Source organism: Streptomyces sp. NBC_00887 (assembly GCF_045207585.1).
Window position 1 is genome coordinate 8,262,275 of record NZ_CP108788.1, and the last position, 24,891, is coordinate 8,287,165.

Here is a 24,891-nt window from a genome sequence, read left to right on the forward strand (position 1 = left end):
CCGGGAGTACGGGGCACCGGGGGCGTGGGTCTCACGGCGTGTGGCGCCGGGCACGCAGGGCCAGGCTCAGGGCCAGGACCGTCTGCGGGTCGTCCAGATCGGCGCCGAGCAGCTCCCCGATGCGGGCCAGCCGGTTGTAGAGCGTCTGGCGGTTCAGATGCAGCTCGCGTGCGGCCTCCGCCTTGCGGCCCGCATGGTCGATGTACGCCTCGAGCGTGGGCAGCAGCGGGGGGCGGGAGGTCCGGTCGTGCTCCCGCAGCGGCCCGATCGTCCGGTCCACGAAGGACGCCAGATCCGGGTGCTCCCGCAGCCGCCACAGCAGCAGATCGATGTCGAGGCGCTGGGCGTCGTACCAGGGAAGCTCGTCGAGCCCCTGGGCGGCCGTCGCCGCTTCCGCCGCGTGCCGCAGTCCGGCACCGGCCGCCGCCCAGCTGCCGGCCGCCCCGACCACCACGACCGGCGCACGGTCACCGGCCCGTTCGAGACCCGCCCGCTCGACGCCCGCCCGCAGCGCCGCCGCCACCCGGTCCGCGACCGCCGCGCGCCCCGTCTCCGGACGCAATGCCAGCAGCAGCGGGATCCTGCCCTCCACGGGCCGCACCCCGAGCAGCACGGGTACGCCCACGGCCGACAGCTCCTCCAGCACCGCCCGTGCCAGCAGAGCCCAGTTGCCCGACGGCGACAGCTCGGGTGCGATACGCATCACCACCGGCAGCAGGGGGTCCCCGCCCGGCTTGAACCCCAGGACCTTGGCCTGCGCGGGCGCGTCCTCGGGGGCGATCCTGCCCTCGGCGAGATCCGTGAGGAAGTCACCGCGCCCCCGAGCCGCCAGCTCCTCGTCCTGACGCGCCTGCATCAGGACGACGGCGAGGATGCCCGCAGCCCGCTCGGCCGCCATCCGGTGCACCACCACCAACGGCCCCGACACCGCGAGCAGCACCAACCGGGCCCGCACGGAACCGGTCCCGGAACCTCCGCCGGGCACCTCCACCAAAAGCGCCCCGGCGGGCGGTGCCTCGCGGGCCGCACGGCCACCGCGCAGCCCCTCCCAGACCTGTAGCGGATCGGCTCCCACCGGCCCGGTCCCCGTCCCCGCCGCGTACAGCAGCCGGCCGTCCGGGGTTTCGAGGAAGACGGGGTTCGCGGTGAAGTCCGCCAGGATGCCCAGCACCTGCGGCACCCCACCGCCGCCGAGCACCGCCTGCGTGCAGCGCCGGTGCACCTCCTCGGCCCGCTGGAGCAGCGCGTAGTGCCCGTTGACGATCTCCGTGTGGATCTCCTCGGTCACCGACACGAACGGGACCTCACGGTGCAGCTGTACGAGCGGCAGCCCCGCCGTCCGTGCCGTGTCCACGATCGCCGCGGGCAGCCGGCTGAAACGGGGGCCGAGCTCCACCACCAGGGCGGCGATGCCCCGGTCGGCGAGCCGCCGCACGAAGGCGCGCTGTTCGGCGGGCCGGGAGCCCAGCACGAGACCCGTGGTGAGCAGCAGCTCACCGCCCTTGAGGAGGGAGGCGATGTTCGGCACCTCACCCGTGTGCACCCAGCGCACCGTACGGTCCAGCCGGTCCGCCCCCGCCAGCACCTCCGGGACTCCGCCGCGCAGCCCCGGCAGTTCCAGCGCCCGCCGCACGGTGATTCCGCCCTGTGTCTCCACTGACTCCGACCTTCGTGCTTCCTGCTCGCGTGCGACGGGGCAATCGCCCCGGTCAGGAAGTTACCGGGCCCGGCGGGGTACGTCACACCGCGGCTGCGGCGGGACGGATGTTGTGGTTCAGGTGGAAGACGTTGCCGGGGTCGTACTGCGCCTTGACGGCGGCCAGCCGGGCGTAGTTCTCCTCGCCCACTCCGGCGACGACGCGGTCCTGCCCCTCGCGTCCGATGAAGTTGAGGTAGACCGCACCGTTCGCCCAGGGACGGACGCCCGCGCGCACCTCACGCACCCACTGCTTGCCCCGTTCGTCGTCCGCGGCGCTCTCCCAGATCCCGAACGGGTGCACACCCCACGGGGACGAGCGCCAGGGGACCGGATAGTCGGCGGGGCCGCGCGCCGTCGCGCCGCCCATCGGGAACAGCACATGCTGAGAGCCGGAGGGAACGGGCATCGCCTCCGCGGTGGAGCAGAAGACGGACACGGCCTCGTCGGGGAAGCTGTCCAGGTACTCGGCGGACCAGTAGTTCCGCATGCCGGGCGGATCGTCCAGCATGCACTGGAGCTCCGCGTAGGGGAGTTCGGCCACGAGCTCCGACTCATGCCCGAGCGCGAGCAGCGGGGCCGCCGCCTCGCGGAGCTCGGCCTCCGTCCCGGCATAGGTGAACACGATCGCGCAGACGAGCGTGCCCACCAGCTGCTCGGGCACGAACTCCTCGGGCGGGGCGGTGAGATACAGGCAGCCGCCACCCGCCTCGTCCGGTGCGGACCCCATCAGATCCCGGTACACACGGACGGCCCCGGGGCCGTCCTCGGGCCGGAAGAGAATCAGGGCCATACTCATCGCGGGCAGGTCGTGCAGCCGCAGGGTGAGCGAGGTGACCACGCCGAAGTTCCCGCCGCCGCCGTGCAGCGCCCAGAAGAGCTCCGGGTTCTCCTCGGGCGTGGCGCGGACGCTGCCACCGTCCGCGGTGACCAGATCGGCGGCCAGCAGATTGTCGCAGGCCAGCCCGAACTTGCGTTCCAGCCAGCCGGATCCGCCGCCCAGGGTGAAGCCGCCGACCCCGGTGGTGGAGACCCGTCCGCCGGTGGTCGCCAGGGCGTACGGCTGGGCCGCCCGGTCCAGATCGCTCATGGTCGCCCCGCCGCCGACGCGGGCCGAACGGCCCTCCCGGTCGACCCTCACGCTGTTCATACGGCGCAGATCCACCACCAGGCCGCCATCGCTCAGGGCCATACCCGCGACGCTGTGACCGCCTCCGCGCACGGCGACCTCCAGCCCGTGCTCCCGTGCGAAACGCAGCGCCCGTGCCACATCCACCTCGGAGGCACACTGCGCCACCACCGACGGCCTGCGGTCGATCATGCTGTTGAAGACGGCGCGGGCCTCGTCGTAACCCGGATCGCCGGGCACATGGACAGCGCCGGTGAGATCGGTGCGCAGACCGCTCAGAGCGGCTTCCGGCAAGGTGCTGCGGGGCGTCATGATGTCCCCTTCGCAGGGCGTGACAGGACCTTTCCATCGTAGGCCCGGCCCCGGAGATCGGCCGTTCCACCCGGTCCTGTCACACCGCCCGCGTACGCCTTCGGGCGCGCCCCTCAGCCGACGTACGCCCCGCTGGCCGTCAGCCGCAGCGCCGTGTCGATCAGGGGCACATGGCTGAACGCCTGCGGGAAGTTCCCCACCTGACGTTGCAGCCTGGCGTCCCACTCCTCGGCCAGCAGCCCCAGGTCGTTGCGCAGGGACAGCAGCCTCTCGAAGAGCTGGCGGGCCTCGTCGACCCGGCCGATCATCGCGAGGTCGTCCGCCAGCCAGAACGAGCAGGCCAGGAACGCGCCCTCGTCGCCCTCCAGGCCGTCCACGCCCGCGTTCTCACCGGCGGTGGGGTAGCGCAGGACGAAGCCGTCCTCCGTGGACAACTCCCGCTGGATCGCCTCGATCGTGCCGATGACCCGCTTGTCGTCGGGCGGCAGGAAGCCCATCTGCGGAATCAGCAGCAGGGACGCGTCGAGCTCCTTCGACCCGTAGGACTGGGTGAAGGTGTTGCGTTCCTTGTCGTAGCCCCGTTCGCAGACATCGCGGTGGATGTCCTCGCGCAACTGGAGCCACCGCTCCAGCGGCCCGTCCGTGTCCCCGGACTCGATCAGCTTGATGGTGCGGTCGACCGCGACCCAGGCCATCACCTTGGAGTGCACGAAGTGCCGGCGGGGGCCGCGCACCTCCCAGATGCCCTCGTCGGGCTCCTCCCAGTGCTTCTCCAGATAGCTGATCAGCTTGAGCTGGAGCCCCATCGCGTAGTCGTTGCGGGTCAGGCCCGTCATGTGCGCCAGGTGCAGCGCCTCGGTGACCTCGCCGTACACATCGAGCTGGAGCTGGTTCGCCGCACCGTTCCCGACCCGGACCGGCCCGGAGTTCTCGTAGCCGGGCAGCCAGTCCAGCTCCGCCTCGCCGAGCTCCCGCTCACCCGCGATGCCGTACATGATCTGCAGGTTCTCCGGGTCGCCCGCGACGGCCCGCAGCAGCCACTCGCGCCAGGCGCGGGCCTCCTCGCGGTAGCCGGTGCGCAGCAGCGAGGACAGCGTGATCGCCGCGTCCCGCAGCCAGGTGTAGCGGTAGTCCCAGTTCCGTACGCCCCCGATCTCCTCGGGCAGGGAGGTGGTCGGAGCCGCCACGATGCCGCCGGTGGGCGCGTACGTGAGGGCTTTGAGGGTGATCAGGGAGCGGACCACGGCTTCCCGGTAGGGCCCGTGGTACGTGCACTGGTCGACCCATTCGCGCCAGAAGTTCTCGGTCGCCTCGAGGGAACCCTCGGGGTCCGGCAGGCTGGGAGGCTCGTGGTGCGAGGGCTGCCAGCTGATCGTGAACGCGATCCGGTCGCCGGGGGCGACGGTGAAATCGGAGTACGTCGTCAGATTCTGGCCGTACGTCTCCGCCTGCGTGTCCAGCCAGACCGAGTCGGGGCCCGCCACGGCGACCGTCCGGCCGTCGACCTTGTGCACCCAGGGGGTGACGCGTCCGTAGCTGAAACGCATCCGCAGTTCCGAGCGCATCTGCACCCGGCCGCTGACACCTTCCACGATGCGGATGAGCTGGGGGGCGCCGTCACGCGGCGGCATGAAATCGGTCACGCGGACCGTGCCGCGCGGGGTGTCCCACTCCGATTCCAGGACGAGCGAGTCCCCGCGATATCGGCGGCGGTCCGCGGCGAGGGGCTGTTCCCCTTCCGCGCGTGCGGGTCCCAGACGCCAGAAGCCGTGCTCCTCGGTACCGAGGAGCCCGGCGAAAACGGCGTGCGAGTCGAAGCGGGGGAGGCACAGCCAGTCTGCTGTGCCGTCCCGGCAGACCAGGGCAGCGGTCTGCATGTCTCCGATGAGTGCGTAATCCTCGATGCGCCCGGCCACGTGCGTCTCCAGTCGAACGGCCAATTCGCCCCGTGGGGCGCTTATTGCTGGTCAAGGGGTCGTTGTAATAGAACCGACGAGCTCTTGCACGGGTGAGCGGGCTGGGGTGGAGCCGCTGGCCGGCCAACTCGGCAGCGAGTGGTCCGAGCAGGATACGACGCACCAGGAAGATCCGCGCGGTGCTGTCCATAAGTTCTCCGCGGCCCGTCCGTGGCGAACGGGTGGGACGTGAAGTGCCTGCGGGGTTTCTGTGACTCCGGTGTGAGAGGCGTGGCCGGAAGCAGCCTCCTCTCGTCGCTGTTACCCTGGTAGCCCGTGGACCGGTGGTCGTCCCGACAGTGGACGAGGCCCCCGAACCGCAGCGACGGCGCCTCCGGAACTCTCCGGACGGCACGCCGGTACGCACCTCACGATCGCGACCACGGGAGCCCCCTTTGGCTATGCAGCCCACATCCACGACGACCAAGCACATCTTCGTCACCGGGGGTGTCGCCTCCTCCCTCGGCAAGGGTCTGACTGCCTCCAGCCTGGGTGCCCTGCTCAAGGCACGTGGCCTGCGGGTCACCATGCAGAAGCTCGACCCCTATCTCAACGTCGACCCCGGCACGATGAACCCCTTCCAGCACGGTGAGGTGTTCGTCACCAACGACGGCGCCGAGACCGACCTGGACATCGGCCACTACGAGCGCTTCCTCGACGTCGACCTCGACGGCTCGGCCAACGTCACCACCGGCCAGGTCTACTCGCAGGTCATCGCCAAGGAGCGGCGCGGCGAGTACCTCGGCGACACCGTCCAGGTCATCCCGCACATCACCAACGAGATCAAGCACCGCATCCGCCGCATGGCCACCGCGGACGTCGACGTCGTCATCACCGAGGTCGGCGGCACGGTCGGCGACATCGAGTCGCTGCCGTTCCTGGAGACCGTCCGCCAGGTCCGTCACGAGGTCGGCCGGGACAACGTCTTCGTCGTGCACATCTCGCTGCTCCCCTACATCGGCCCGTCCGGTGAGCTCAAGACCAAGCCGACCCAGCACTCGGTGGCGGCCCTGCGCAACATCGGTATCCAGCCGGACGCCATCGTGCTGCGCGCCGACCGCGACGTACCGCTCTCCATCAAGCGCAAGATCTCGCTGATGTGCGACGTCGACGAGGCCGCCGTGGTGGCCTGTCCGGACGCCAAGTCGATCTACGACATCCCCAAGGTGCTGCACTCCGAGGGCCTGGACGCCTACGTCGTGCGCAAGCTCGACCTGCCGTTCCGCGACGTCGACTGGACCACGTGGGGCGATCTGCTGGACCGCGTCCACAACCCCGACCACGAGGTCACCGTCGCCCTGGTCGGCAAGTACATCGACCTGCCCGACGCCTACCTCTCGGTCACCGAGGCCATCCGGGCCGGCGGCTTCGCCAACAAGGCCCGCGTCAAGGTCAAGTGGGTCGCCTCCGACGACTGCAAGACACCGGCCGGCGCGCAGAAGCAGCTCGGTGACGTCGACGCCATCTGCATCCCCGGCGGCTTCGGCGAGCGCGGTGTGGTCGGCAAGGTCGGCGCCATCCAGTACGCCCGCGAGAACAAGGTGCCGCTGCTGGGCCTCTGCCTCGGCCTCCAGTGCATCGTGATCGAGGCCGCGCGCAACCTCGCCGGAATCCCCGACGCCAACTCCACCGAGTTCGACGCCGCCACGAGCCACCCCGTCATCTCGACGATGGAGGAGCAGCTCGCCTATGTCGAGGGCGCGGGCGACCTCGGCGGCACCATGCGGCTCGGCCTGTACCCGGCGAAGCTCGCCGAGGGCTCCGTGGTCCGCGAGGCGTACGACGGCCAGCCGTACGTGGAGGAGCGCCACCGCCACCGCTACGAGGTCAACAACGCCTACCGCACGGAGCTCGAGAAGAAGGCCGGCCTGGTCTTCTCCGGCACCTCCCCGGACAACAAGCTCGTCGAGTACGTCGAGTACCCGCGCGAGGTGCACCCCTACCTGGTCGCCACCCAGGCGCACCCGGAGCTGCGTTCCCGCCCGACCCGCCCGCACCCGCTCTTCGCCGGTCTGGTGAAGGCGGCCGTGGAGCGCCAGGCCGCAGCGCGGGGGACCGGCGCCAAGGCCTGAGGCGATACGGTTGACCGGGGTACGGATCCTTCGTGGATGCGTGCCCCGGTTTCTGTTTTCGTGGGAGGACGTACATGGGTTTCCAGGACACGCCCGAGGAGTGGCAGGTCACCGCGACGGTGACCCCCTTCACCGGTAACAAGACCAGCGTCCGCACCGACGACGTGGTGATGCCCGACGGCACCGTCGCGCGCCGCGACTACCAGGTCCACCCCGGATCCGTCGCCGTCCTCGCACTCGACGAGGCCGGCCGTGTCCTGATCCTGCGGCAGTACCGGCACCCGGTGCGCCACAAGCTGTGGGAGATCCCGGCCGGGCTCCTCGACATCCCCGGCGAGAACCCGCTGCACGCCGCGCAGCGGGAGCTGTACGAGGAGGCGCACGTCAAGGCCGAGGACTGGCGGGTGCTGACCGACGTCTACACCACGCCCGGCGGATGCGACGAAGCCGTACGCATCTTCCTCGCCCGGAACCTCTCCGAGGCGCAGGGTGAGCGTTTCGAGGTCTCCGAGGAGGAGGCCGACATGGAGCAGGCCCGGGTGCCGCTGCAGGAGCTCGTGCAGGGAGTGCTCGCGGGAGACCTGCACAACAACTGCCTCGTCGTGGGCGTCCTCTCGCTCACCGCGGTGCTCGCGGGCGACGGGGTGGACTCGCTGCGCCCGGCCGAGGCGCCGTGGCCGGCCCGGCCGTTCGAGGTCTGAACCGGCCGGTAAGGGGTTGAACCCGCCGGTCCGGGGCCTGAACCGGTCGGTACGGGGGCATGACGACCCGCCGTCGGGGTGCGCGTCCGTTGTTCCGGGTGCGCCCCCGCCGGCGGGGGCCGTCCCGCCGTTCGAGAGCCTGCCCCGCCAAGCGGGTGCCTGCCCGGACATCGCGAGGTCCGCATCAGCATCCGATCGGCATTCGATCGTAAGAATCGCTGATCCGATCGGGGGATGTGTCCGCCGCGCGCGACCGTGATCGTCCGCACCACTGAACTACGCTCGAAAGGCCCCGACCGGAGTTCCGGCGGGCAACCGCGTGCAGTGAAGTGGAGCGTGGCTCGTGACCGATCAGGCGGTGGACACCAGCGGTCCGGCCGGTGCGGCGGGAACGGCGGGGGCCGAGAAGCCGTCCGATCCCACCCCACCTCAATTCTTCGGCCGTGAACGTGAGCTGAAAGCCCTTCAGGCGGACATCGAGCGAGCGGGGCTGGACACCCTCGCCGGCCGGAAGGCCGCACGCGCCAGGGTCCTGCTGATCGCCGGACGGCCCGGATCCGGACGCACCGCCCTCGCCGCCGAACTCGCCCGCAGGCTCGCGGAACCCGGCGACTACCCCGATGGGGTGTTCCGGCTCCCGCTCACCGATCCCGGAGGCGAACGCGTCCCCGTCGAGCGCACCGCACGCGAACTCCTCGACCTGCTCGCCATTGCCGCCCCGCCCGGCGCGGACGAGGACGAACTCTCCGAGATGGTCCGCGAGGCGTTCGCCGTACGCCGCGCCCTGATCGTGCTCGACGACGCCGTGGACGCCGAACAGGTCGACCCGCTGCTGCCGGACAACCCGGACTGCCTGGTCGTCGCCACCTCAACCGGCCCGCTCACCGGAATTCCGGGCGTCCGGCCGTGCACCATCGGGGGCCTGGACGCCGGCTCCGCCGTACAGCTGCTCGCCCGCACCATCGGCCAGGTCCGCATCACCGTCGATCCGCGCACCGCCGAGACGCTGACGGAGGAGTGCGCGGGACAGCCCGCCGCCCTGACGCTGGTCGCGGGCTGGCTCGCGGCCCGCCCGGGCGCCTCGGTCGCCGACGTCACCAAGCAGCTGCACGACCTGCCGGGCGACGCCGAACAGCCCACCGGCGCCCGCCCGCTGGCCCGTGCCTTCCGACTGGTCCACGAGTCGCTGCCGCAGGCAGCCGCCCGGATACTGCGACTGCTCGCGCTCGCCCCCGCCGGACTGGCCGACGCCCACACCGCCTCCGCGCTGGCAGGGTGCTCCGTCTCGGCCGCGCAGACCACCCTGGACGATTTCGTCCGGCTCGGTCTCCTGCGGACGAACGGCGCGGTCCTGCCCCAGTACGAGGTCCCCGGCTGCCTCGCACCCCTGCTGCGCGCCCTGTTGGAGGAGCGGGACCGGCCGGCCGAGATCCAGCTGGCACGGGCCAGGATGCTGGAGCGGACCGTACGTCAGCTCCAGTCCTGCCGGGCCGTCACCGATCCGGAGGGTTCCCCGGCCCGCCGCAAACTTGCCGGGCTGCCCCGCTCGCTGCGCTTCCCCAACCCTGAGGCCGCCGCCGAGTGGCTGCGGATCCGCAGGCCCGCCCTGCTGGCCTCCGCCCGGATCGCGGTCGAGGACGGGGAGCTGGACACCCTCGCCCGCCGCCTGGTCGCCGCACTCGTCCGGGCGCTCGCCGTGCACCGGGGCACCGAGGACGCCGCACCCGACCTGTACGGGCTGCACGGTCTGGTCCTGGACGTGGCCGAGCGCCGCGATCTTCCCCGGGAGAAGGCCGCGGCCCTGCTCAATCTCGCCGACCTCGACGCCGGCACCGGCCGCACCCGGGCGGCGCTGGCCCGGTACCGGGCCGCTCTGGACGCCGGACGCGCGGCGAACGACCTGTACGCGACCGGCCGCGCCATGGAATCCGTGGGCGGTGCCTACGCGGAGCTCGGCGACTTCAACCGTGCCTCCGACTGGTACGGCCGGGCCCTCGCGCAGCGGCTCACCCAGGGCGAGGGGGCCGACGAGGCGCGGTTGTACGGCCGGCTCGGGGCCGTCCACACGTACGCCGGGCGCTACGGCGAGGCCCTGCGCAAATGGCGGGCCGCGGCCGCGGGCCACCGCAGGCTCGGTGACCTGCCCGCGCAGGCGCGGGCGCTCAGTGAGGCCGCGCGGGTCCAGGAGTACGCGGGCAGGCCGCAGGAGTCGCTGCACACCTGCCACGAGGCGGTCGACCTGGCGCGCCGGGCGGGTGACGTGCGGCTCCAGGCGGCCCTGCAGCTCAGGCTGGCCGACACGCTGGACCGGCTCGGTGACCCCGCAGCGGCCAGGCTGCACCGGGGTGCAGCCGACAGATTACTGGCGGAGGAGGGGTCAGCCTATGAAATCCGTAGTACTTCGACGGAAACTTAATGCTTTGTAAGGCTGGACAGCGGGAAGTCCTTCATTAATGATGGCTCTGCCGCGCATCCCTGCGGTGTCTCCATTTATGCTTGATTCATGCGGGTATCTCCCGTCATGTCCGAGCCATCCTCCGAGCCAAGGACCGTGATCGACGTGAAGGTCGGCATCCCCCGCGAAGTCAAGAACAACGAGTTCCGGGTGGCGATCACCCCCGCCGGAGTGCATGAGCTCGTCCGTCACGGCCACCAGGTCATCGTCGAGCAGCACGCCGGCGAGGGCTCCTCCATCCCGGACGAGGAGTACGTCGCCGCCGGGGCGCAGATCCTGCCCACCGCCGACGAGGTCTGGGCCGCCGCCGACCTGCTGCTCAAGGTCAAGGAGCCGGTCGCCGAGGAGTACCACCGCCTCCGCAAGGGCCAGACCCTCTTCACGTACCTGCACCTCGCCGCCTCCCGCGAGTGCACGGACGCGCTCCTGGAGTCGGGCACGACCGCGATCGCGTACGAGACGGTCGAGACCGTGACCCGCGCGCTGCCGCTGCTCGCTCCGATGTCCGAGGTCGCGGGCCGCCTCGCCCCGCAGGTCGGCGCGTACCACCTGATGCGCTCGGTCGGCGGTCGCGGTGTGCTTCCCGGCGGTGTCCCCGGTACGGGCTCGGCCAGGGCCGTCGTCATCGGCGGCGGCGTGTCCGGCTGGAACGCCACGCAGATCGCCGTCGGTCTCGGCTTCCACGTCACGCTGCTCGACCGCGACATCAACAAGCTCCGCGAGGCCGACAAGATCTTCGGCACCAAGGTGCGGACGGTCGTCTCCAACGCGCTCGAGCTCGAGAAGGCCGTCGTCGAGGCCGACCTCGTCGTGGGTGCCGTACTCATCCCCGGCGCGAAGGCCCCGAAGCTCGTCACCAACGAGCTGGTCGCCAAGATGAAGCCCGGAAGTGTCCTTGTCGACATTGCGATCGACCAGGGCGGCTGCTTCGAGGACTCGCATCCGACGACGCACGCCGAGCCGACCTTCATGGTTCACAACTCGGTCTTCTACTGCGTCGCGAACATGCCGGGCGCCGTGCCGAACACCTCCACCTACGCGCTCACGAACGCCACGCTGCCCTACATCCTGGAGCTCGCGAACCGCGGCTGGGTCGACGCGCTGCGCCGTGACGCCGCCCTCGCCCGCGGTCTCAACACCCATGACGGACAGGTGGTTTACCGTGAGGTGGCCGAGGCGCACGGCCTCGACCACGTCGAACTGAGCACGCTTCTCGGCTGAGCGGTCAACGCCGTTCGTCAACCTCATGATTCCGGCCGGACCTTGCCCAGCAAGGTCCGGCCGGACTCATGCCGTGGCCCATCGGGAGCCCCGCTCAACTCGCCGTAGACGTAACCCTCTACCCGTTCTGCACCCCCGTGAATGATGCGCTCCGCTCCCCGTGCACTCTTGACAGAGGGGTGTTCGATTGCCGACACATCGGGCCGGGTCCGGCGGATTGTGTTGCTGCGAACCGGTGACACGCCATAGAGTCGCCAATCGTCGGCATGGTGCCACGCTGACCTATCGATAAGTTTCCTGGTCACATCCAAGGAGGTAAGACGACTTGTGAATGAGTCGACAATTACTCCCGGGGGTGGTCAACCAGGGATGCCTGCACGGGGTCTGAGCCCGATCGGGCTCGAAGCTGTCGGCTCCGTCGCTGTCCGCACCTTCGCCACCCACCAGCACATGACGACAGCCCCCCAGATGATGGACGGCCTACACGTGAACGCCATGGCCGGCAACGAAAGTGGCCGAGACACAGCCCACTTCGCCGACTTCGCCGAGGTGCCCGAGGGGCACTTCTACGACCCCGATGCCGAGTACGAGCCCGATCCGGAGTACGCGGCCACCCTCGCGCCCGACGCCGCTCGCCAGCGCCGCGAGCGGATCGGCCCGACCGGCCGGCCGCTGCCGTACTTCCCGATTCCCGGTCCGCTGCCCGATCACGGCCCCGCGAAGATCATCGCGATGTGCAACCAGAAGGGCGGTGTCGGCAAGACCACGTCGACCATCAACCTCGGTGCCGCGCTCGCGGAGTACGGACGACGCGTCCTGCTCGTCGACTTCGACCCGCAGGGTGCCCTGTCGGTCGGACTCGGGGTCAACCCGATGGAGCTCGACCTCACGGTCTACAACCTGCTCATGGAGCGGGGCATGGCGGCCGACGAGGTCCTGCTGAAGACCGCCGTACCCAACATGGACCTGCTCCCGAGCAACATCGACCTCTCGGCCGCCGAAGTGCAGCTGGTGAGCGAGGTGGCGAGGGAGTCGACGCTGCAGCGGGCCCTCAAGCCGCTGATGGCCGACTACGACTACATCGTGATCGACTGTCAGCCCTCGCTCGGCCTGCTCACCGTGAACGCCCTGACGGCAGCTCACAAGGTGATAGTCCCGCTCGAGTGCGAGTTCTTCGCACTGCGCGGGGTGGCGCTGCTCACCGAGACCATCGAGAAGGTCCAGGAGCGGCTCAACCCGGAGCTGGAGCTCGACGGCATCCTCGCGACGATGTACGACTCCCGTACGGTGCACAGCCGTGAGGTGCTCGCGCGCGTGGTCGAGGCCTTCGACGAGCACGTCTACCACACCGTCATCGGGCGCACGGTGCGCTTCCCGGAGACCACGGTCGCCGGCGAGCCCATCACCACGTACGCCTCCAACTCGGTCGGTGCCGCCGCCTATCGCCAGCTCGCCAGGGAGGTGCTCGCCCGGTGTCACGCCGAGTGAGTCTGCCGGGGGCCGACGAGCTGTTCCGCACCACCGGGGGCATGGGCCTTCAGGCCTCGTCCCCGGCCGAACGGCGACGCAAGGCGAACGGTGAGGCACGCGTGCCCGCGCCGGCCGGGGAGAGCGACACCTCGGCAGCCGCGGACACGGCCGGGCAGAGCGGATCCGCCGGGGGAGCGGGCGGTACCTCCGCCGCTCCGTCCCGGGAGGAGCACTCCGCGGCGGACTCCGACGGGGGCGGCTCCCGCAGCCGCGCCGACGGGGGCGAACGGGCCGGGACCGGGTCTGCCGCGGGCAGACCGGGCGGTAACGCACCGCAGGAGGCTCCTCCGGTCGTCCAGCCGCAGCGCGGTCGCGGCGGCGGTCGCGGCGCGAACCGCCGGCCCAGCGGTCGTGAGCGCCACGACGAGAAGATCACCGTCTACGTGTCCGCCGAGGAACTGATGGACCTCGAGCACGCACGCCTCGTGCTGCGCGGTGAGCACGGGCTGGCGGTCGACCGCGGGCGCATCGTCCGCGAGGCGGTCGCGGTGGTGCTCGCCGACCTGGAGTCGCGGGGCGACGCGAGCATCCTCGTACGAAGGCTGCGGGGCCGCTGACCGGTGCGGCGCCGGTAGCCTGCCGGGGAGCGGGCCGCCCCACGGGCGGCCCGGCCCGTGTGTACGGGCCAGCGCCCGTCCGTCCCTCCGCCGCACCCCTGGACCGCAATGCCGACTGCCGACGACCCCGCCCGCCCGCCCCGCCGTGCTCTCGGCCGCGGACCGGGTGTCCGGCCCGCGGACCCGCCGGCCGCACCCGTGGGGCCGGTGGACGCGCCGCAGGAGGCCGGAGAGGCCCCAGGAGCCCCGGAGGAGGGTCCGGGCGCCGGTGGCCCCCCTGAGGGCGCCACAGACGTGCCGCAGGCCGCCCGGGCGGACACGGAGCCCTCTCCGGCTCCGGATCCCGCCCCGTGTCCTGCCTCGGACCCGCGGACGCCCGAGGGGGATCCGGCGCCCGAGGCGGCCGACGACAAGCGGTTCACCGTGCGGCTGGTCAATTTCGAGGGCCCCTTCGACCTGCTGCTCCAGCTGATCTCCAAGCACAAGCTCGACGTGACCGAGGTCGCGCTGTCCAAGGTCACCGACGAGTTCATGGGACACATCCGGGCCATGGGCCCGGACTGGGATCTCGACCAGACCACCGAATTCCTCGTCGTCGCCGCGACCCTGCTCGACCTGAAGGCCGCCCGGCTGCTGCCCACCGCCGAAGTGGAGGACGAGGCGGACCTCGCACTCCTGGAGGCGCGGGACCTGCTCTTCGCGCGGCTCCTGCAGTACCGGGCGTACAAGCGGATCGCCGAGATCTTCAGCGAGCGGCTGGAGTCCGAATCCCGCCGCTACCCCCGTACCGTCGGGCTCGAACCCCACCACGCGGCGCTGCTGCCCGAGGTCGTCATCAGCATCGGCCCGGACGGCTTCGCCAGGCTCGCGGTGAAGGCGATGCAGCCGAAGCCCAAGCCACAGGTCTACGTCGACCACATCCACGCACCTCTGGTCAGCGTCCGTGAACAGGGAGAGATCGTGGTGGCGCGGCTGCGCGCGGAGGGCGAGCTCAGCTTCCGGACGCTCACCGAGGACGCCCCGGACACCCTCACCGTGGTCGCCCGGTTCCTGGCGCTCCTGGAGCTCTACCGGGAGAAGGCGGTCGTCCTGGACCAGGAGGAGGCACTCGGTGATCTCATCGTGCGCTGGGCGGGCGTGGAAGGGGCCGAAGCCCTTGTGACGGACGAGTTCGACCAAGAGGCGCGCGAGGTACTGGAGGGCGAACGGGAATGAGCGCAGAAGACGACGGACACGGCGGTACGGTCGCCGGTCTCGACCTCAAGCCCGCCCTGGAGGCGGTCCTGATGGTCGTCGACGAGCCCGCCACCGAGGAACACCTCGCCAAGGTGCTCCAGCGGCCCCGCCGGGCCGTCGCGGACGCCCTGCGGGAGCTGGCGGACGAGTACACCGTCCAGCGCCGCGGCTTCGACCTGAGGCTCGTCGCCGGGGGCTGGCGCTTCTACACCCGCCCGGAGTACGCGGAGGCGGTCGAGGGCTTCGTCCTTGACGGACAGCACGCCCGGCTCACCCAGGCGGCCCTGGAGACGCTCGCGGTGGTCGCCTACCGCCAGCCGGTGAGCCGGTCGAGGGTCTCGGCGGTGCGCGGAGTCAACTGCGACGGCGTCATGCGGACCCTCCTCCAGAGGGGTCTGGTCGAGGAGGCGGGCGCGGAACCCGAAACAGGTGCGATCCTGTACAGGACGACGAACTACTTTCTGGAGCGCATGGGCCTGCGAGGCCTGGACGAGCTCCCGGAGCTCGCGCCCTTCCTCCCGGAGGCGGACGCGATCGAGGCTGAGACGCTAGAGGGTGTGCCGTCGTTCGATCCGGACGCACCGGACACCCCGGAAACTCACGCAGACGACAAGACGGAATTTTGATGCGAAGCAGTGGCAGCAGCAACGGAAGCGGCAGCGGCAAGAGCGGCGGCAACCGGAATCCCCGGGGCGGCTCGGGCGGTTCCTTCCGGCCCAAGGCCGGGGGACCGAAGGCCGACGGCGGGCGGGACGGCGCGCGCGACGACAAGCAGGAGCAGCGCCCCCGCCGGCCCCGCCCCGAGGAGCGCCGCTACGACGTGGGCTCCGACAAGCCGGGCGGCGACGGCGGCGCCCGCAAGGGCCGCGGCGCGGCGGCCCGCGGCGGGGCCAAGGGCGGCCCCAAGTCCGCACAGAACGTGACCAAGGGCGGACGCCGCGTGGGTGCTCCGTCCCGCCCCCGCGAGCTCGACGCCAAGATCGAGCAGCGCAACCGTGACAGGTACGCGGACAAGCCCGACGTCAAGACGCCCAAGACGCACCCGGGCGCCGAGCAGGAGGGCGAGCGGCTGCAGAAGATCCTCGCCCGGGCCGGCATGGGCTCGCGCCGGGCGTGCGAAGAGCTCATCGAGCAGGCCAGGGTCGAGGTCAACGGCGAGATCGTCCTCGAGCAGGGCAAGCGTGTCGACCCGCAGAAGGACGAGATCAAGGTCGACGGCCTGACCGTCGCCACCCAGTCGCACCTCTTCTTCGCGCTGAACAAGCCCGCAGGTGTGGTCTCCACGATGGGGGACCCGGACGGCCGCCAGAACCTCGGCGACTACGTCAACAACCGCGAGACGCGGCTGTTCCACGTCGGCCGGCTCGACACCGAGACCGAGGGCATCATCCTGCTCACCAACCACGGTGAGCTGGCCCACCGCCTCACGCACCCCGGGTACGGGGTGAAGAAGATCTACCTGGCCGCCATCCAGGGCCCGCTCCCGCGCGACCTCGGCAAGCGGCTCAAGGACGGCATCCAGCTGGAGGACGGGTACGCCCGCGCCGACCACTTCCGGGTCGTCGAGAACACCGGCAAGAACTACCTGGTCGAGGTGACCCTCCACGAGGGCCGCAAGCACATCGTCCGCCGGATGCTGGCCGAGGCCGGCTTCCCGGTCGAGCGGCTCGTGCGTACGTCCTTCGGGCCGATCCCGCTCGGCGACCAGAAGTCCGGCTGGCTGCGCCGCCTGACCAACACCGAGGTCGGCATGCTGATGCGCGAGGTCGGTCTGTAACCGCGCCCGCACCGAACGGCCCGCGGCCGGTTCCTGGTTCGTTTTTCGAACAGGAACCGGCCGCGGGCCCTTTTGCTGGCGCCGTTTCTTCTTTATAGTCAGAGTGACCATAAAGAAGAGAGAAGGAACGGCGTGACGCTCGCGGAGATACTCGACCCCCTGCAACAGCCCCTGGTGACGGTCCTGGACACCCCGGTCAGCTGGACCGAGGTGCTCGGTTTCGGCAGCGGGGCGCTGTGCGTGTGGCTCGTGGCCCGCCAGCACCTCGCCAACTGGCCGATCGGCATCGCCAACAACCTGTTCTTCATCCTGCTGTTCGCCCAGTCCGGTCTGTACGCCGACGCCGGCCTGCAGATCGTCTTCATCACCCTCGCCGCGTACGGCTGGTGGACCTGGACCCACGGGGGTGGACCAGGTGCGACCGTCCTGCCGGTGCGCAGAACCACGCGCGCCGAATGGACCTGGCTGCTCGCGGCGGGGGTGGCGGGGACCCTCGGGCTCACCCTGCTGCTGTCCCGGGCCACGGACTCCACCGTGCCGTTCTGGGACGCCCTGACGACCTCGCTGTCCCTCATGGCGACGTACGGGCAGTGCCGCAAGCGGGTCGAGTCCTGGTGGCTGTGGATCGCCGCCGACGTGGTCTACATCCCGCTGTACGCGTACAAGGAGCTCTACCTGACCTCCCTGCTGTACGCCGGCTTCCTCACGCTCTGCCTCATCGGGCTGCGCAACTGGAGCCGCGACCTCGCTGTGGCCCCGGGCCGGGAGCGGGTGCCCGCATGAAGAGCTACGGGCACGGTCTGGTCCTCGGCAAGTTCTACCCGCCGCACGCCGGCCACCACCACCTCGTCCGCACCGCCCGGGACCGGTGCGAGCGGCTCACCGTCCTGGTCTGCGCTGCCTCCGTCGAGTCGGTGCCCCTGGCCGACCGGGTCGCCTGGATGCGCGAAGTGCACCCGGACGTAAGGGTGGTGGGCGCCGTCGACGACACCCCCATGGACCTGAACGACCCCGCGATATGGGACGCGCACATGGCCGTGTTCACCGGGGCCGTACCCGAACAGGTCGACGCCGTCTTCACCTCGGAGTCGTACGGCGACGAACTTGCCCGCCGCTTCGGCGCCCGGTCCGTCCTCGTCGACCCCGGCCGCACCGTCTTCCCCGTCTCCGGCACCGCGGTCCGCGCGGACCCGGCCGGCAGCTGGGACTTCCTCGAACCGCCCGTACGGGCCGCGCTCACCCGCCGGATCGTCGTCCTCGGCGCCGAGTCCACCGGCACCACGACCCTGGCCCGGGCACTGACCGAGCACTACCGGCAGCGGGGCGGCACCTGGGCGCACACCCAGTACGTCCCCGAGTACGGACGGGAGTTCAGCGAACGGAAGCTGTCGGACCTGCGCAGCCGGTGGCCCGGAGCGCAGTGGGAGGACGTCGCCTTCACCACCGACGACTTCCCCCTCATCGCCGAGACCCAGAACGACCGCGAGGAGGCTGCCGCCCGGATCGGCTCCCCGGTGCTCCTCTGCGACACGGACTCCTTCGCCACCACCGTCTGGCACGAGAGGTACATCGGCGGACGCAACCCGCTCGTGGAGAAGACCGCCGACCGGATCACCCACCACCTCTGGCTGCTCACCGATCACGAGGGCGTCGCCTTCGAGGACGACGGACTGCGCGACGGCGAGGAGCTGCGGCCCTGGATGACGGACCGCTTCCGTGCCGAACTCACCCGTACAGGAAGGGACTTCATCGAGATCACGGGCCCGCACGGGACACGGCTGGACACGGCGGTCGCCGCCGTCGACGAACTCCTCGCCTCCGGCCCGTACTTCACCGAACCCCTCCCGGAGAAGCGATGAGCACCGTCCCCGAGGGATACGACCCCCATGCCTTCGCGCCCTTCGCCGTCACCGTCGACCTCGCCGTCTTCACCGTCCGGGAAAGCAGGCTCCACGTGCTGCTCGTGGAACGGGGCGAGGACCCCTACAAAGGCCACTGGGCGCTGCCGGGCGGATTCGTCCTGCCCCGCGAGTCGGCCGAGGAGGCGGCACGCCGAGAACTCGCCGAGGAGACAGGCCTCACCCAGAACACCGTGAGCGCCTTCCACCTGGAACAGCTGCGCACCTACAGCGACCCGGACCGCGACCCCAGGATGCGGGTCGTCTCCGTCGCCTACGCCGCTCTCGTGCCCGACCTGCCCGAACCGCGGGGCGGCGGGGACGCGGCACGCGCGCAGTGGTGGGACACCGGCGGAACCGGGCCGCTCGCCTTCGACCACGACGGCGTCCTGGCCGACGCGCACGACCGGATCTGCGCCAAGCTCGAGTACTCCTGCCTGGCGACGGCCTTCTGTCCCGCCGAGTTCACGCTCGGGGACCTCCAGCAGGTCTACGAGACCGTCTGGGGCGTCGAACTCGACCGGCCCAACTTCCGGCGCAAGGTCCTGACCACGCCCGGCTTCGTCGAGGCCGTCGACGGACCGCCGCGCCGCACCGGCGGACGGGGGAAACCGGCCGCCCTGTACCGGGCGGGTGCCGCCACCGCCCTGCACCCTCCACTCCTGCGCCCGGAAGGACGGACATCATGATCCCGACGAGAATTCTCACCAAACAGGCGGCCTCGGGCGCGCTGACCGGGCTCGCGCTCGGTGACGCGCTCGGCTTCCCCACAGAGTTCAACAACGTGCCGTCCATCCTCGCCAAGTGCGGGCCGTGGCGGCAGATGCGGCTCCCGAAGCCGGCGATCGTCAGCGACGACACCCAGATGACACTCGCCCTGGGACGTGGCATACGCACCGCCATGGACCGCGGACTGCTCACCCCGCTGCGGCTGGTGCGCCCCGTCCGCGAGGAGTTCGTCGACTGGTACCACTCGCCGGACAACAACCGCGCCCCCGGACGCACCTGCATGACGGCCTGCCGTCTGCTCGACAGTGAGCGGCCCTGGCAGGAGGCCAGCCAGACAGGCTCCAAGGGCTGCGGCGCCAACATGAGGGTCGCACCCGTCGGGCTCGTACCCGGCCTCAGCGAGGAGCAGCGCTCCGGCGCGGCCCAGCTCCAGGCCGCCCTCACCCACGGCCACCCCACCGCCCTGGCCGCCTCCGACCTGATGGCCCGCGCGGTGTTCCTGCTGGCGCAGGGGGCCGAACCCATGGGCCTGGTAGGGCAGTTGCGCAGCTACGCGTTCGAGAACAGGGGCCGCTACCTGGAGCGCTGGCTCGGCGACCTCTGGCGGTACGCGGGCGACGCCTCGCCGGAGGAGTACATCGGCCGGGGCTGGGACGAGTGCCTGACCGCCCTGTCCAAGGTCCAGGACGCGATTCGCCACCCCTCCCCGGAGACCGACCCCTGCGAGGTCACCGGCGACGGCTGGATCGCCGAGGAGGCCCTCGCCACGGCCCTGCACTGCTTCCTGCTCTTCCCGGAGGAACCGGCCACCGCCCTGCGCAGGGCCGCCTGCACCCGGGGCGACTCGGACTCACTCGGCTGCCTGACGGGAGCGCTGGCCGGGGCGCATCTGGGGGCGGCGGCCTGGCCCAAGGAATGGTCGGAACGCATCGAGTACCGGAGCGACCTGCTGTCGCTGGGCGCGCTCTGGGACTCTTGATCCATGCACCTCGACACGACGTCCCTCCTACGGGCCGGGCTGCCGGTCACCGACTTCGCCCCGGTCCTCGCCGAGGAGCCCGGCCCGCTCCTGTTCGCCACGGTCTCCGGCGCGCATCTGTACGGCTTCCCCTCCCGCGACTCGGACGTGGACCTGCGGGGGGTCCACGTCCTTCCCGCGGAGGACCTCGTGGGGCTGCGCGACCCCGAGGAGACGCGCTCGCGCATGTGGGACCGCGACGGTGTCGAGATGGATCTCGTCACCCACGATCTCCGCAAGTTCGTCCGCCTCATGCTGAAGCCCAACGGCTACGTACTGGAGCAGCTGCTGTCCCCGCTGGTCGTGCACACCACCGCACTCCACGCGGAACTGACCGCACTGGCGCCGAGCGTGCTGACCCGCAACCACGCCCACCACTACCGCGGGTTCGCCGGCACCCAGTGGCGGCTCTTCGAGAGGACCGGTGAACTGAAACCGCTGCTCTACACGTTCCGGGCCCTGCTCACCGGAATCCACCTCATGCGCAGCGGTGAACTGGTGGCGCACCTGCCGACGCTGCTGGGGGAGGTGGCGGCACCCGCCTGTCTGCCCTCCCTGATCGAGGCCAAGGCGGAGGCCGAGCACGGGGGTGCCCACACCGTGGACGGTGCGGTGGCGGCGCGGGACGTCGAGGCACTGCACACGGTCCTGGACGAGGCCCAGGCCCGATCACGGCTGGCCGACGCCGGGTCGGGGTTCGACGCGCTGCACGACCTGGTGGTCCGCGCGCGGCTCGGCTAGCCGCCGGCCGCCGACGCCCTCCGGGCCCGGACCAGGAACGCCTCCACGCGCTCCAGGTCCGGCTCCGGGGGCAGGGGCGAACGAGTGACCGCCTCGTCGTTGTCCTCGGACAGGCGTGCCATCCGGCGCTCCACCTCGGACCACGGCACCTCACCCCGCTTCACCGCGAGGAGCTCCTCCCGCGCGTCGCCGACCTCGATCGTCAGCCGGCCCGTCCGCAACAGGTCCCGGCTGCTCGCCAGCAGCCGCAGCAGGTGCATGGCGTGCTTCCAGCGCGGGGCGCCGAACTGCCGGACGTCCGCCTCCAGCTTCCTGCGCTGGCCCATCGCATAGCGGACGAACGTCTCGTGGGCCCGGCGGGACAGGAACGCCTCGCGCAGGCCGAGCAGTTCCCGGCCTGTGTCGTCGATCCGCTCCACGAGAGGCGAGTGCAGGCACTCCAGCACATTGGGGTTGGCCCGGAGTGCCAGCTCGCAGAAGCGCTCCAGCTCCCAGGAGAACTGCTCCCGATCGGGTCCGTCGACATGCGTCGGAGGTTTGGTGAAGCGCCAGAACAGCGGGGTCGGCGCCAGGAAGATCCCGCGCCGGTCCGTGTCGCTGTCGTCCGTGGCCAGCCCGAAGGCGCGGGAGCCCATCACACACGAGTAGACCGTGTGGTCGCGTACGAGGGCCTCGGCCTCAGGGGTGATCATGCGCGCGAGGCTACCGGCCTACCCGAGCCGGATGCCGTCGCCCTCGACGGTGATCTGCTCGGGCGGCAGCGGGCGCGTGGCCGGGCCGGCTTCGACGGCGGCGTCCGTGATGCTGAACTTGCTGCCGTGGCAGGCGCAGTTGATCGTGCCGTCGCTCACCGACGCGACGATGCAGCCCGCGTGGGTGCAGACGGCGGAGAAGGCCTTGAACTCGCCCGCCTCCGGCTGGGTCACCACGACCTTGCGGTCCTTGAAGATCGTGCCACCGCCGACCGGGACGTCGGAGGTCCGGGTCAGCTCCCCGGTGGGGGTCCCCGAGGTCCCCGAGGCCTCCGGGGTCCTCCCGGTCCCCGAGGCGGAGGCCGGGGCCGTGCTTCCGTCACTGTCCCCGTCACCGGACGAGCCGCAGCCGGTCGCCAGTGCGGCGGCGCCCGCCGTCAGGACCGTCCTTCGCCGTGCGTTCATGGCTCTCCTCGCGTGGTGGTCGATGAGAGGCATCGTGGCGCCGCGGGCCGGACGGACGAAGCAACCGCGCGGAGGGTGCGCCCGGGCGGGTGGCAGTGGAGGAACTTCCTGTACGATTGTCCAGGAAATCCCTTCGCAGGAGGCCGAACCCCATGCAGACCGCCGCCCAGGTGCTGGTCGCGCTCGTCGCGCTGATCCACGCCTACTTCCTCGTCCTGGAGATGTTCCTCTGGGACACCCCGCGCGGCCGGAAGGCCTTCGGCACGACCGAGGAGTTCTCCGGCCGGAGCGCCGCGCTCGCCGCCAACCAGGGGCTCTACAACGGATTCATGGCCGCCGGGCTGGTGTGGAGCCTGATCGCGGGCGATCCCGTCGCGTACCAGGCGCAGATCTTCTTCCTGAGCTGCCTCATCGTCGCCGGGGTGTACGGGGCGGTCACCGTCAGCCGCAAGATCCTGTACGTCCAGGCGGCGCCCGCCGCCCTCGCACTCGCCCTCGTCCTGTCGGCGGGCTGAGCACCATGACGCCGGCGGTGACGGACGGCAGCGGCGACCCGCGGACCGCGCGCACCCGCGGCAGGCTCCGCGAGGCGCTGCTGGCGGCCTGCGCCGAGCGGTCGCTGGACCGGGTCAGCGTCGCGGACGTGGTGCGCGGGGCGGGCGTCGGGCGCGCCACCTTCTATCTGCACTACGACGATCTGCGCGCCCTGGCCCTGGACGCCTGTGCCGGGCCCGTACGGGAGGCGGTCGACGCCCTCCACGCCTGGGACCGGACACCCCCCGGACCCGACGCACCACCGGATGAGCTGGTCGCCCTGCTCGCGGACGTGCGCGACCGTGCCCCGGTCTTCCGGAGCCTGCTCGGCCCCGGCGGCCCTCTCGGCGACCTGCTGCACCGGGAGCTGCGGCAGCGCAGCATCGACGAGCTGCGGCGGCGCAGGCCCGGCGGCAGCGGCCACGACCTCACCGCGAGCGCCGTGGCCGGGCTGTTCACCGGAATGCTCGCCGACTGGGTCCACGACCGGACCGACGCCACACCGGAACAGCTCGCCGGGCGGATCTGGCGCAACCTCCTCGCCGTGCACGCCGCGGCGGCGTCTCACGGACAGAGCACGGCGACCGCGGGTCCCGCCGCACCTCTAGGCTGAAAGAGCACGCAGATCGAAGAAGCAGGGGGTTACGACGTGGCGGTACGAGCGATCCGAGGCGCCGTCCAGCTGGAGCGGGACGAAGCCGGGCACATGGACGAGCAGGTGGGTGCGCTGCTCACCGCGATCCTGGAGCGCAACCAGATCGTCCCCGACGACCTGATCAGCGTCTGGTTCACCGCCACCCCCGATCTGCACAGCGACTTCCCGGCCGCCGCCGCACGCGGCCTCGGCATCGTCGACGTACCGCTGATCTGCGCCCAGGAGCTCGACATCACGGGGGCCATGCCCCGGGTGGTCCGCATACTCGCGCACGTCGAGACGTATCTCTCCAAAGCAGAGATCAGCCACGTCTACCTCGGCGCCACCGGCGCCCTCCGCAAGGACATCGCCCAGTGAGAACAGTCGTCGTCATCGGAACCGGCCTGGTCGGCACCTCCGCGGCCCTCGCTCTCGCGGGGCGGGGTGTCCATGTCCACCTCGTCGACCGGGACACCACGTCGGCCGGGACGGCGGCGGCTCTCGGGGCCGGTACGGAAGAGGCGCCCGAGGGCCCCGTCGACCTGGCGATCATCGCCGTACCGCCCGCTCACACCGCGTCCGTACTCGCCACCGCCATGCGTGACGGTGTCGCCCGCGGCTACCTGGACGTCGCCAGCGTCAAGGGCGGCCCGCGCCGCGAACTGGAGGCGCGCGGCATCGATCTCACCACGTACATCGGTACGCACCCCATGGCCGGCAAGGAGCGCTCAGGCCCCCTCGCGGCCACCGCCGACCTCTTCGAGGGCCGCCCCTGGGTCCTCACCCCGACCAGGGACACCGACACCGAGGTCCTCAACCTCGCCCTGGAACTGGTCGCGCTCTGCCGCGCCGTCCCCGTCGTCATGGACGCCGACGCGCACGACCGCGCCGTCGCCCTGGTCTCCCACACCCCGCAGCTGATCTCCTCGATGGTCGCCGCCCGCCTGGAGGAGGCCGACGAGACCGCCGTACGCCTGTGCGGCCAGGGAATACGGGACGTCACCCGGATCGCCGCCTCCGACCCCCGGATGTGGGTGGAGATCCTCTCCGCCAATCCCGGCCCGGTCGCCGACGTCCTGGCCGGCGTCGCCACCGACCTGAACGAGACGGTGCGGGCGCTGCGCGGCCTCCAGTCCGCCGACGAGGACAAGCGCCGCGCGGGCACCGAAGGCATCGAGGACGTCCTGCGTCGCGGCAACGCCGGCCGGGTGAGGGTGCCGGGCAAGCACGGCGCAGGGCCGGCCTCGTACGAGATCGTGGCCGTGCTCATCAGCGACCGGCCCGGTGAACTGGCCGCGATCTTCGCCGACGCCGGGCGGGCCGGGGTCAACGTCGAGGACGTACGCATCGAGCACGCCACCGGGCAGCAGGCCGGTCTGGTCCAGCTCATGGTCGAGCCGAGCGCGGCGCCCGCACTGAGCGCGGCGCTCAGCGAGCGGGGCTGGTCGATCCGCCCGTAGCGGGACGGCGGGACAGGGGTGCGCAAGGGCCCTCCCCGCACTCGGTAACCTTGGGGGAGGCCGTCCCGTGGCCCCGCTC

The 24,891-nt window shown here is 71.3% G+C and carries 23 protein-coding genes; 18 read left to right on the forward strand and 5 right to left on the reverse strand.

All coding sequences use genetic code 11. The annotated features are described in order from the left end of the window. Positions 1 to 31: 31 nt before the first annotated feature. From OG844_RS37690 to OG844_RS37700, 3 genes are all read right to left on the reverse strand, one after another. Positions 32 to 1,657 (reverse strand): PucR family transcriptional regulator, encoded by a 1,626-nt coding sequence (locus tag OG844_RS37690; RefSeq protein WP_406389118.1) that lies wholly within the window; start codon positions 1,655 to 1,657, stop codon positions 32 to 34. 82 nt (positions 1,658 to 1,739) lie between these two features. Continuing rightward, entirely contained in the window at positions 1,740 to 3,137 is a 1,398-nt protein-coding gene (locus OG844_RS37695; protein ID WP_406389117.1) for an FAD-binding oxidoreductase, read from the reverse strand. A gap of 113 nt (positions 3,138 to 3,250) precedes the next feature. Continuing rightward, positions 3,251 to 5,053 carry a glycoside hydrolase family 15 protein gene (locus tag OG844_RS37700; protein ID WP_406389115.1) on the reverse strand — a complete coding sequence of 601 codons (1,803 nt, stop codon included), beginning with the start codon at positions 5,051 to 5,053 and terminating at the stop codon, positions 3,251 to 3,253. Positions 5,054 to 5,493: 440 nt separating this feature from the next. On the opposite strand from OG844_RS37700, the gene OG844_RS37705 reads away from it, so the two are divergent. The 14 genes from OG844_RS37705 to OG844_RS37770 all read left to right on the forward strand — a co-directional run bounded on the left by OG844_RS37705 (position 5,494) and on the right by OG844_RS37770 (position 21,027). Then, on the forward strand, positions 5,494 to 7,164 hold the full coding sequence (locus tag OG844_RS37705) for a CTP synthase (protein ID WP_406389113.1): 1,671 nt from the start codon (positions 5,494 to 5,496) through the stop codon (positions 7,162 to 7,164). A 74-nt stretch (positions 7,165 to 7,238) separates the two neighbouring features. Then, on the forward strand, positions 7,239 to 7,865 hold the full coding sequence (locus tag OG844_RS37710) for an NUDIX domain-containing protein (protein ID WP_406389112.1): 627 nt from the start codon (positions 7,239 to 7,241) through the stop codon (positions 7,863 to 7,865). Between the two features lie 343 nt (positions 7,866 to 8,208). Beyond that, entirely contained in the window at positions 8,209 to 10,281 is a 2,073-nt protein-coding gene (locus tag OG844_RS37715; RefSeq protein WP_406389110.1) for an NB-ARC domain-containing protein, read from the forward strand. 144 nt (positions 10,282 to 10,425) lie between these two features. Then, positions 10,426 to 11,541, forward strand: coding sequence for an alanine dehydrogenase (gene ald / locus OG844_RS37720; protein ID WP_406396042.1), 1,116 nt, complete (start codon positions 10,426 to 10,428; stop codon positions 11,539 to 11,541). 369 nt (positions 11,542 to 11,910) lie between these two features. Then, positions 11,911 to 13,029: a ParA family protein gene (locus tag OG844_RS37725; RefSeq protein WP_406389108.1), complete on the forward strand. Its 1,119-nt coding sequence runs from the start codon at positions 11,911 to 11,913 to the stop codon at positions 13,027 to 13,029. Continuing rightward, positions 13,026 to 13,628 carry a hypothetical protein gene (locus tag OG844_RS37730; RefSeq protein ID WP_406396041.1) on the forward strand — a complete coding sequence of 201 codons (603 nt, stop codon included), beginning with the start codon at positions 13,026 to 13,028 and terminating at the stop codon, positions 13,626 to 13,628. Before OG844_RS37725 ends, OG844_RS37730 begins: the two co-directional genes overlap by 4 nt. Positions 13,629 to 13,736: 108 nt before the next feature. After that, entirely contained in the window at positions 13,737 to 14,843 is a 1,107-nt protein-coding gene (locus tag OG844_RS37735; protein ID WP_406389107.1) for a segregation and condensation protein A, read from the forward strand. Then, positions 14,840 to 15,490 (forward strand): SMC-Scp complex subunit ScpB, encoded by a 651-nt coding sequence (scpB, locus tag OG844_RS37740; protein ID WP_406389106.1) that lies wholly within the window; start codon positions 14,840 to 14,842, stop codon positions 15,488 to 15,490. The genes OG844_RS37735 and scpB overlap by 4 nt, the downstream gene beginning before the upstream one ends. Then, on the forward strand, positions 15,490 to 16,641 hold the full coding sequence (locus OG844_RS37745; RefSeq protein ID WP_406389104.1) for a pseudouridine synthase: 1,152 nt from the start codon (positions 15,490 to 15,492) through the stop codon (positions 16,639 to 16,641). The genes scpB and OG844_RS37745 overlap by 1 nt, the downstream gene beginning before the upstream one ends. 132 nt (positions 16,642 to 16,773) lie before the next feature. Continuing rightward, the gene (pnuC, locus tag OG844_RS37750) at positions 16,774 to 17,424 is read left to right on the forward strand and encodes a nicotinamide riboside transporter PnuC (protein ID WP_406389103.1); all 651 of its coding nucleotides are present in this window, start codon (positions 16,774 to 16,776) and stop codon (positions 17,422 to 17,424) included. Further along, a complete protein-coding gene (locus OG844_RS37755) occupies positions 17,421 to 18,500 on the forward strand; it encodes an AAA family ATPase (protein WP_406389101.1) in 1,080 nt (359 codons plus the stop codon). The genes pnuC and OG844_RS37755 overlap by 4 nt, the downstream gene beginning before the upstream one ends. Further along, positions 18,497 to 19,228 (forward strand): NUDIX hydrolase, encoded by a 732-nt coding sequence (locus OG844_RS37760; protein ID WP_406389100.1) that lies wholly within the window; start codon positions 18,497 to 18,499, stop codon positions 19,226 to 19,228. The genes OG844_RS37755 and OG844_RS37760 overlap by 4 nt, the downstream gene beginning before the upstream one ends. After that, the gene (locus tag OG844_RS37765) at positions 19,225 to 20,247 is read left to right on the forward strand and encodes an ADP-ribosylglycohydrolase family protein (RefSeq protein ID WP_406389099.1); all 1,023 of its coding nucleotides are present in this window, start codon (positions 19,225 to 19,227) and stop codon (positions 20,245 to 20,247) included. Before OG844_RS37760 ends, OG844_RS37765 begins: the two co-directional genes overlap by 4 nt. 3 nt (positions 20,248 to 20,250) lie before the next feature. Continuing rightward, positions 20,251 to 21,027, forward strand: a complete 777-nt coding sequence (locus tag OG844_RS37770) for a DNA polymerase beta superfamily protein (RefSeq protein ID WP_406389097.1) — start codon at positions 20,251 to 20,253, stop codon at positions 21,025 to 21,027. On the opposite strand, the gene OG844_RS37775 is transcribed toward OG844_RS37770, so the two are convergent. Further along, positions 21,024 to 21,719 (reverse strand): DNA polymerase beta superfamily protein, encoded by a 696-nt coding sequence (locus OG844_RS37775; RefSeq protein ID WP_406389095.1) that lies wholly within the window; start codon positions 21,717 to 21,719, stop codon positions 21,024 to 21,026. The two genes, OG844_RS37770 and OG844_RS37775, sit on opposite strands and share 4 nt — an antisense overlap. An 18-nt stretch (positions 21,720 to 21,737) precedes the next feature. Further along, positions 21,738 to 22,184 carry a Rieske (2Fe-2S) protein gene (locus OG844_RS37780; protein WP_406389093.1) on the reverse strand — a complete coding sequence of 149 codons (447 nt, stop codon included), beginning with the start codon at positions 22,182 to 22,184 and terminating at the stop codon, positions 21,738 to 21,740. Between the two features lie 152 nt (positions 22,185 to 22,336). Between OG844_RS37780 and OG844_RS37785 the strand changes: the two genes are divergently transcribed. The 4 genes from OG844_RS37785 to OG844_RS37800 are packed head-to-tail and all read left to right on the forward strand — an operon-like array spanning position 22,337 to position 24,812. Beyond that, complete coding sequence (locus OG844_RS37785) at positions 22,337 to 22,699, forward strand: DUF1304 domain-containing protein (RefSeq protein ID WP_351179172.1); 363 nt, start codon at positions 22,337 to 22,339, stop codon at positions 22,697 to 22,699. Between the two features lie 5 nt (positions 22,700 to 22,704). After that, positions 22,705 to 23,331 carry a TetR/AcrR family transcriptional regulator gene (locus OG844_RS37790; protein ID WP_406389091.1) on the forward strand — a complete coding sequence of 209 codons (627 nt, stop codon included), beginning with the start codon at positions 22,705 to 22,707 and terminating at the stop codon, positions 23,329 to 23,331. A gap of 36 nt (positions 23,332 to 23,367) precedes the next feature. After that, the gene (gene aroH / locus OG844_RS37795) at positions 23,368 to 23,730 is read left to right on the forward strand and encodes a chorismate mutase (RefSeq protein WP_406389090.1); all 363 of its coding nucleotides are present in this window, start codon (positions 23,368 to 23,370) and stop codon (positions 23,728 to 23,730) included. Then, a complete protein-coding gene (locus OG844_RS37800) occupies positions 23,727 to 24,812 on the forward strand; it encodes a prephenate dehydrogenase (RefSeq protein WP_406389088.1) in 1,086 nt (361 codons plus the stop codon). The genes aroH and OG844_RS37800 overlap by 4 nt, the downstream gene beginning before the upstream one ends. Positions 24,813 to 24,891: the final 79 nt, after the last annotated feature.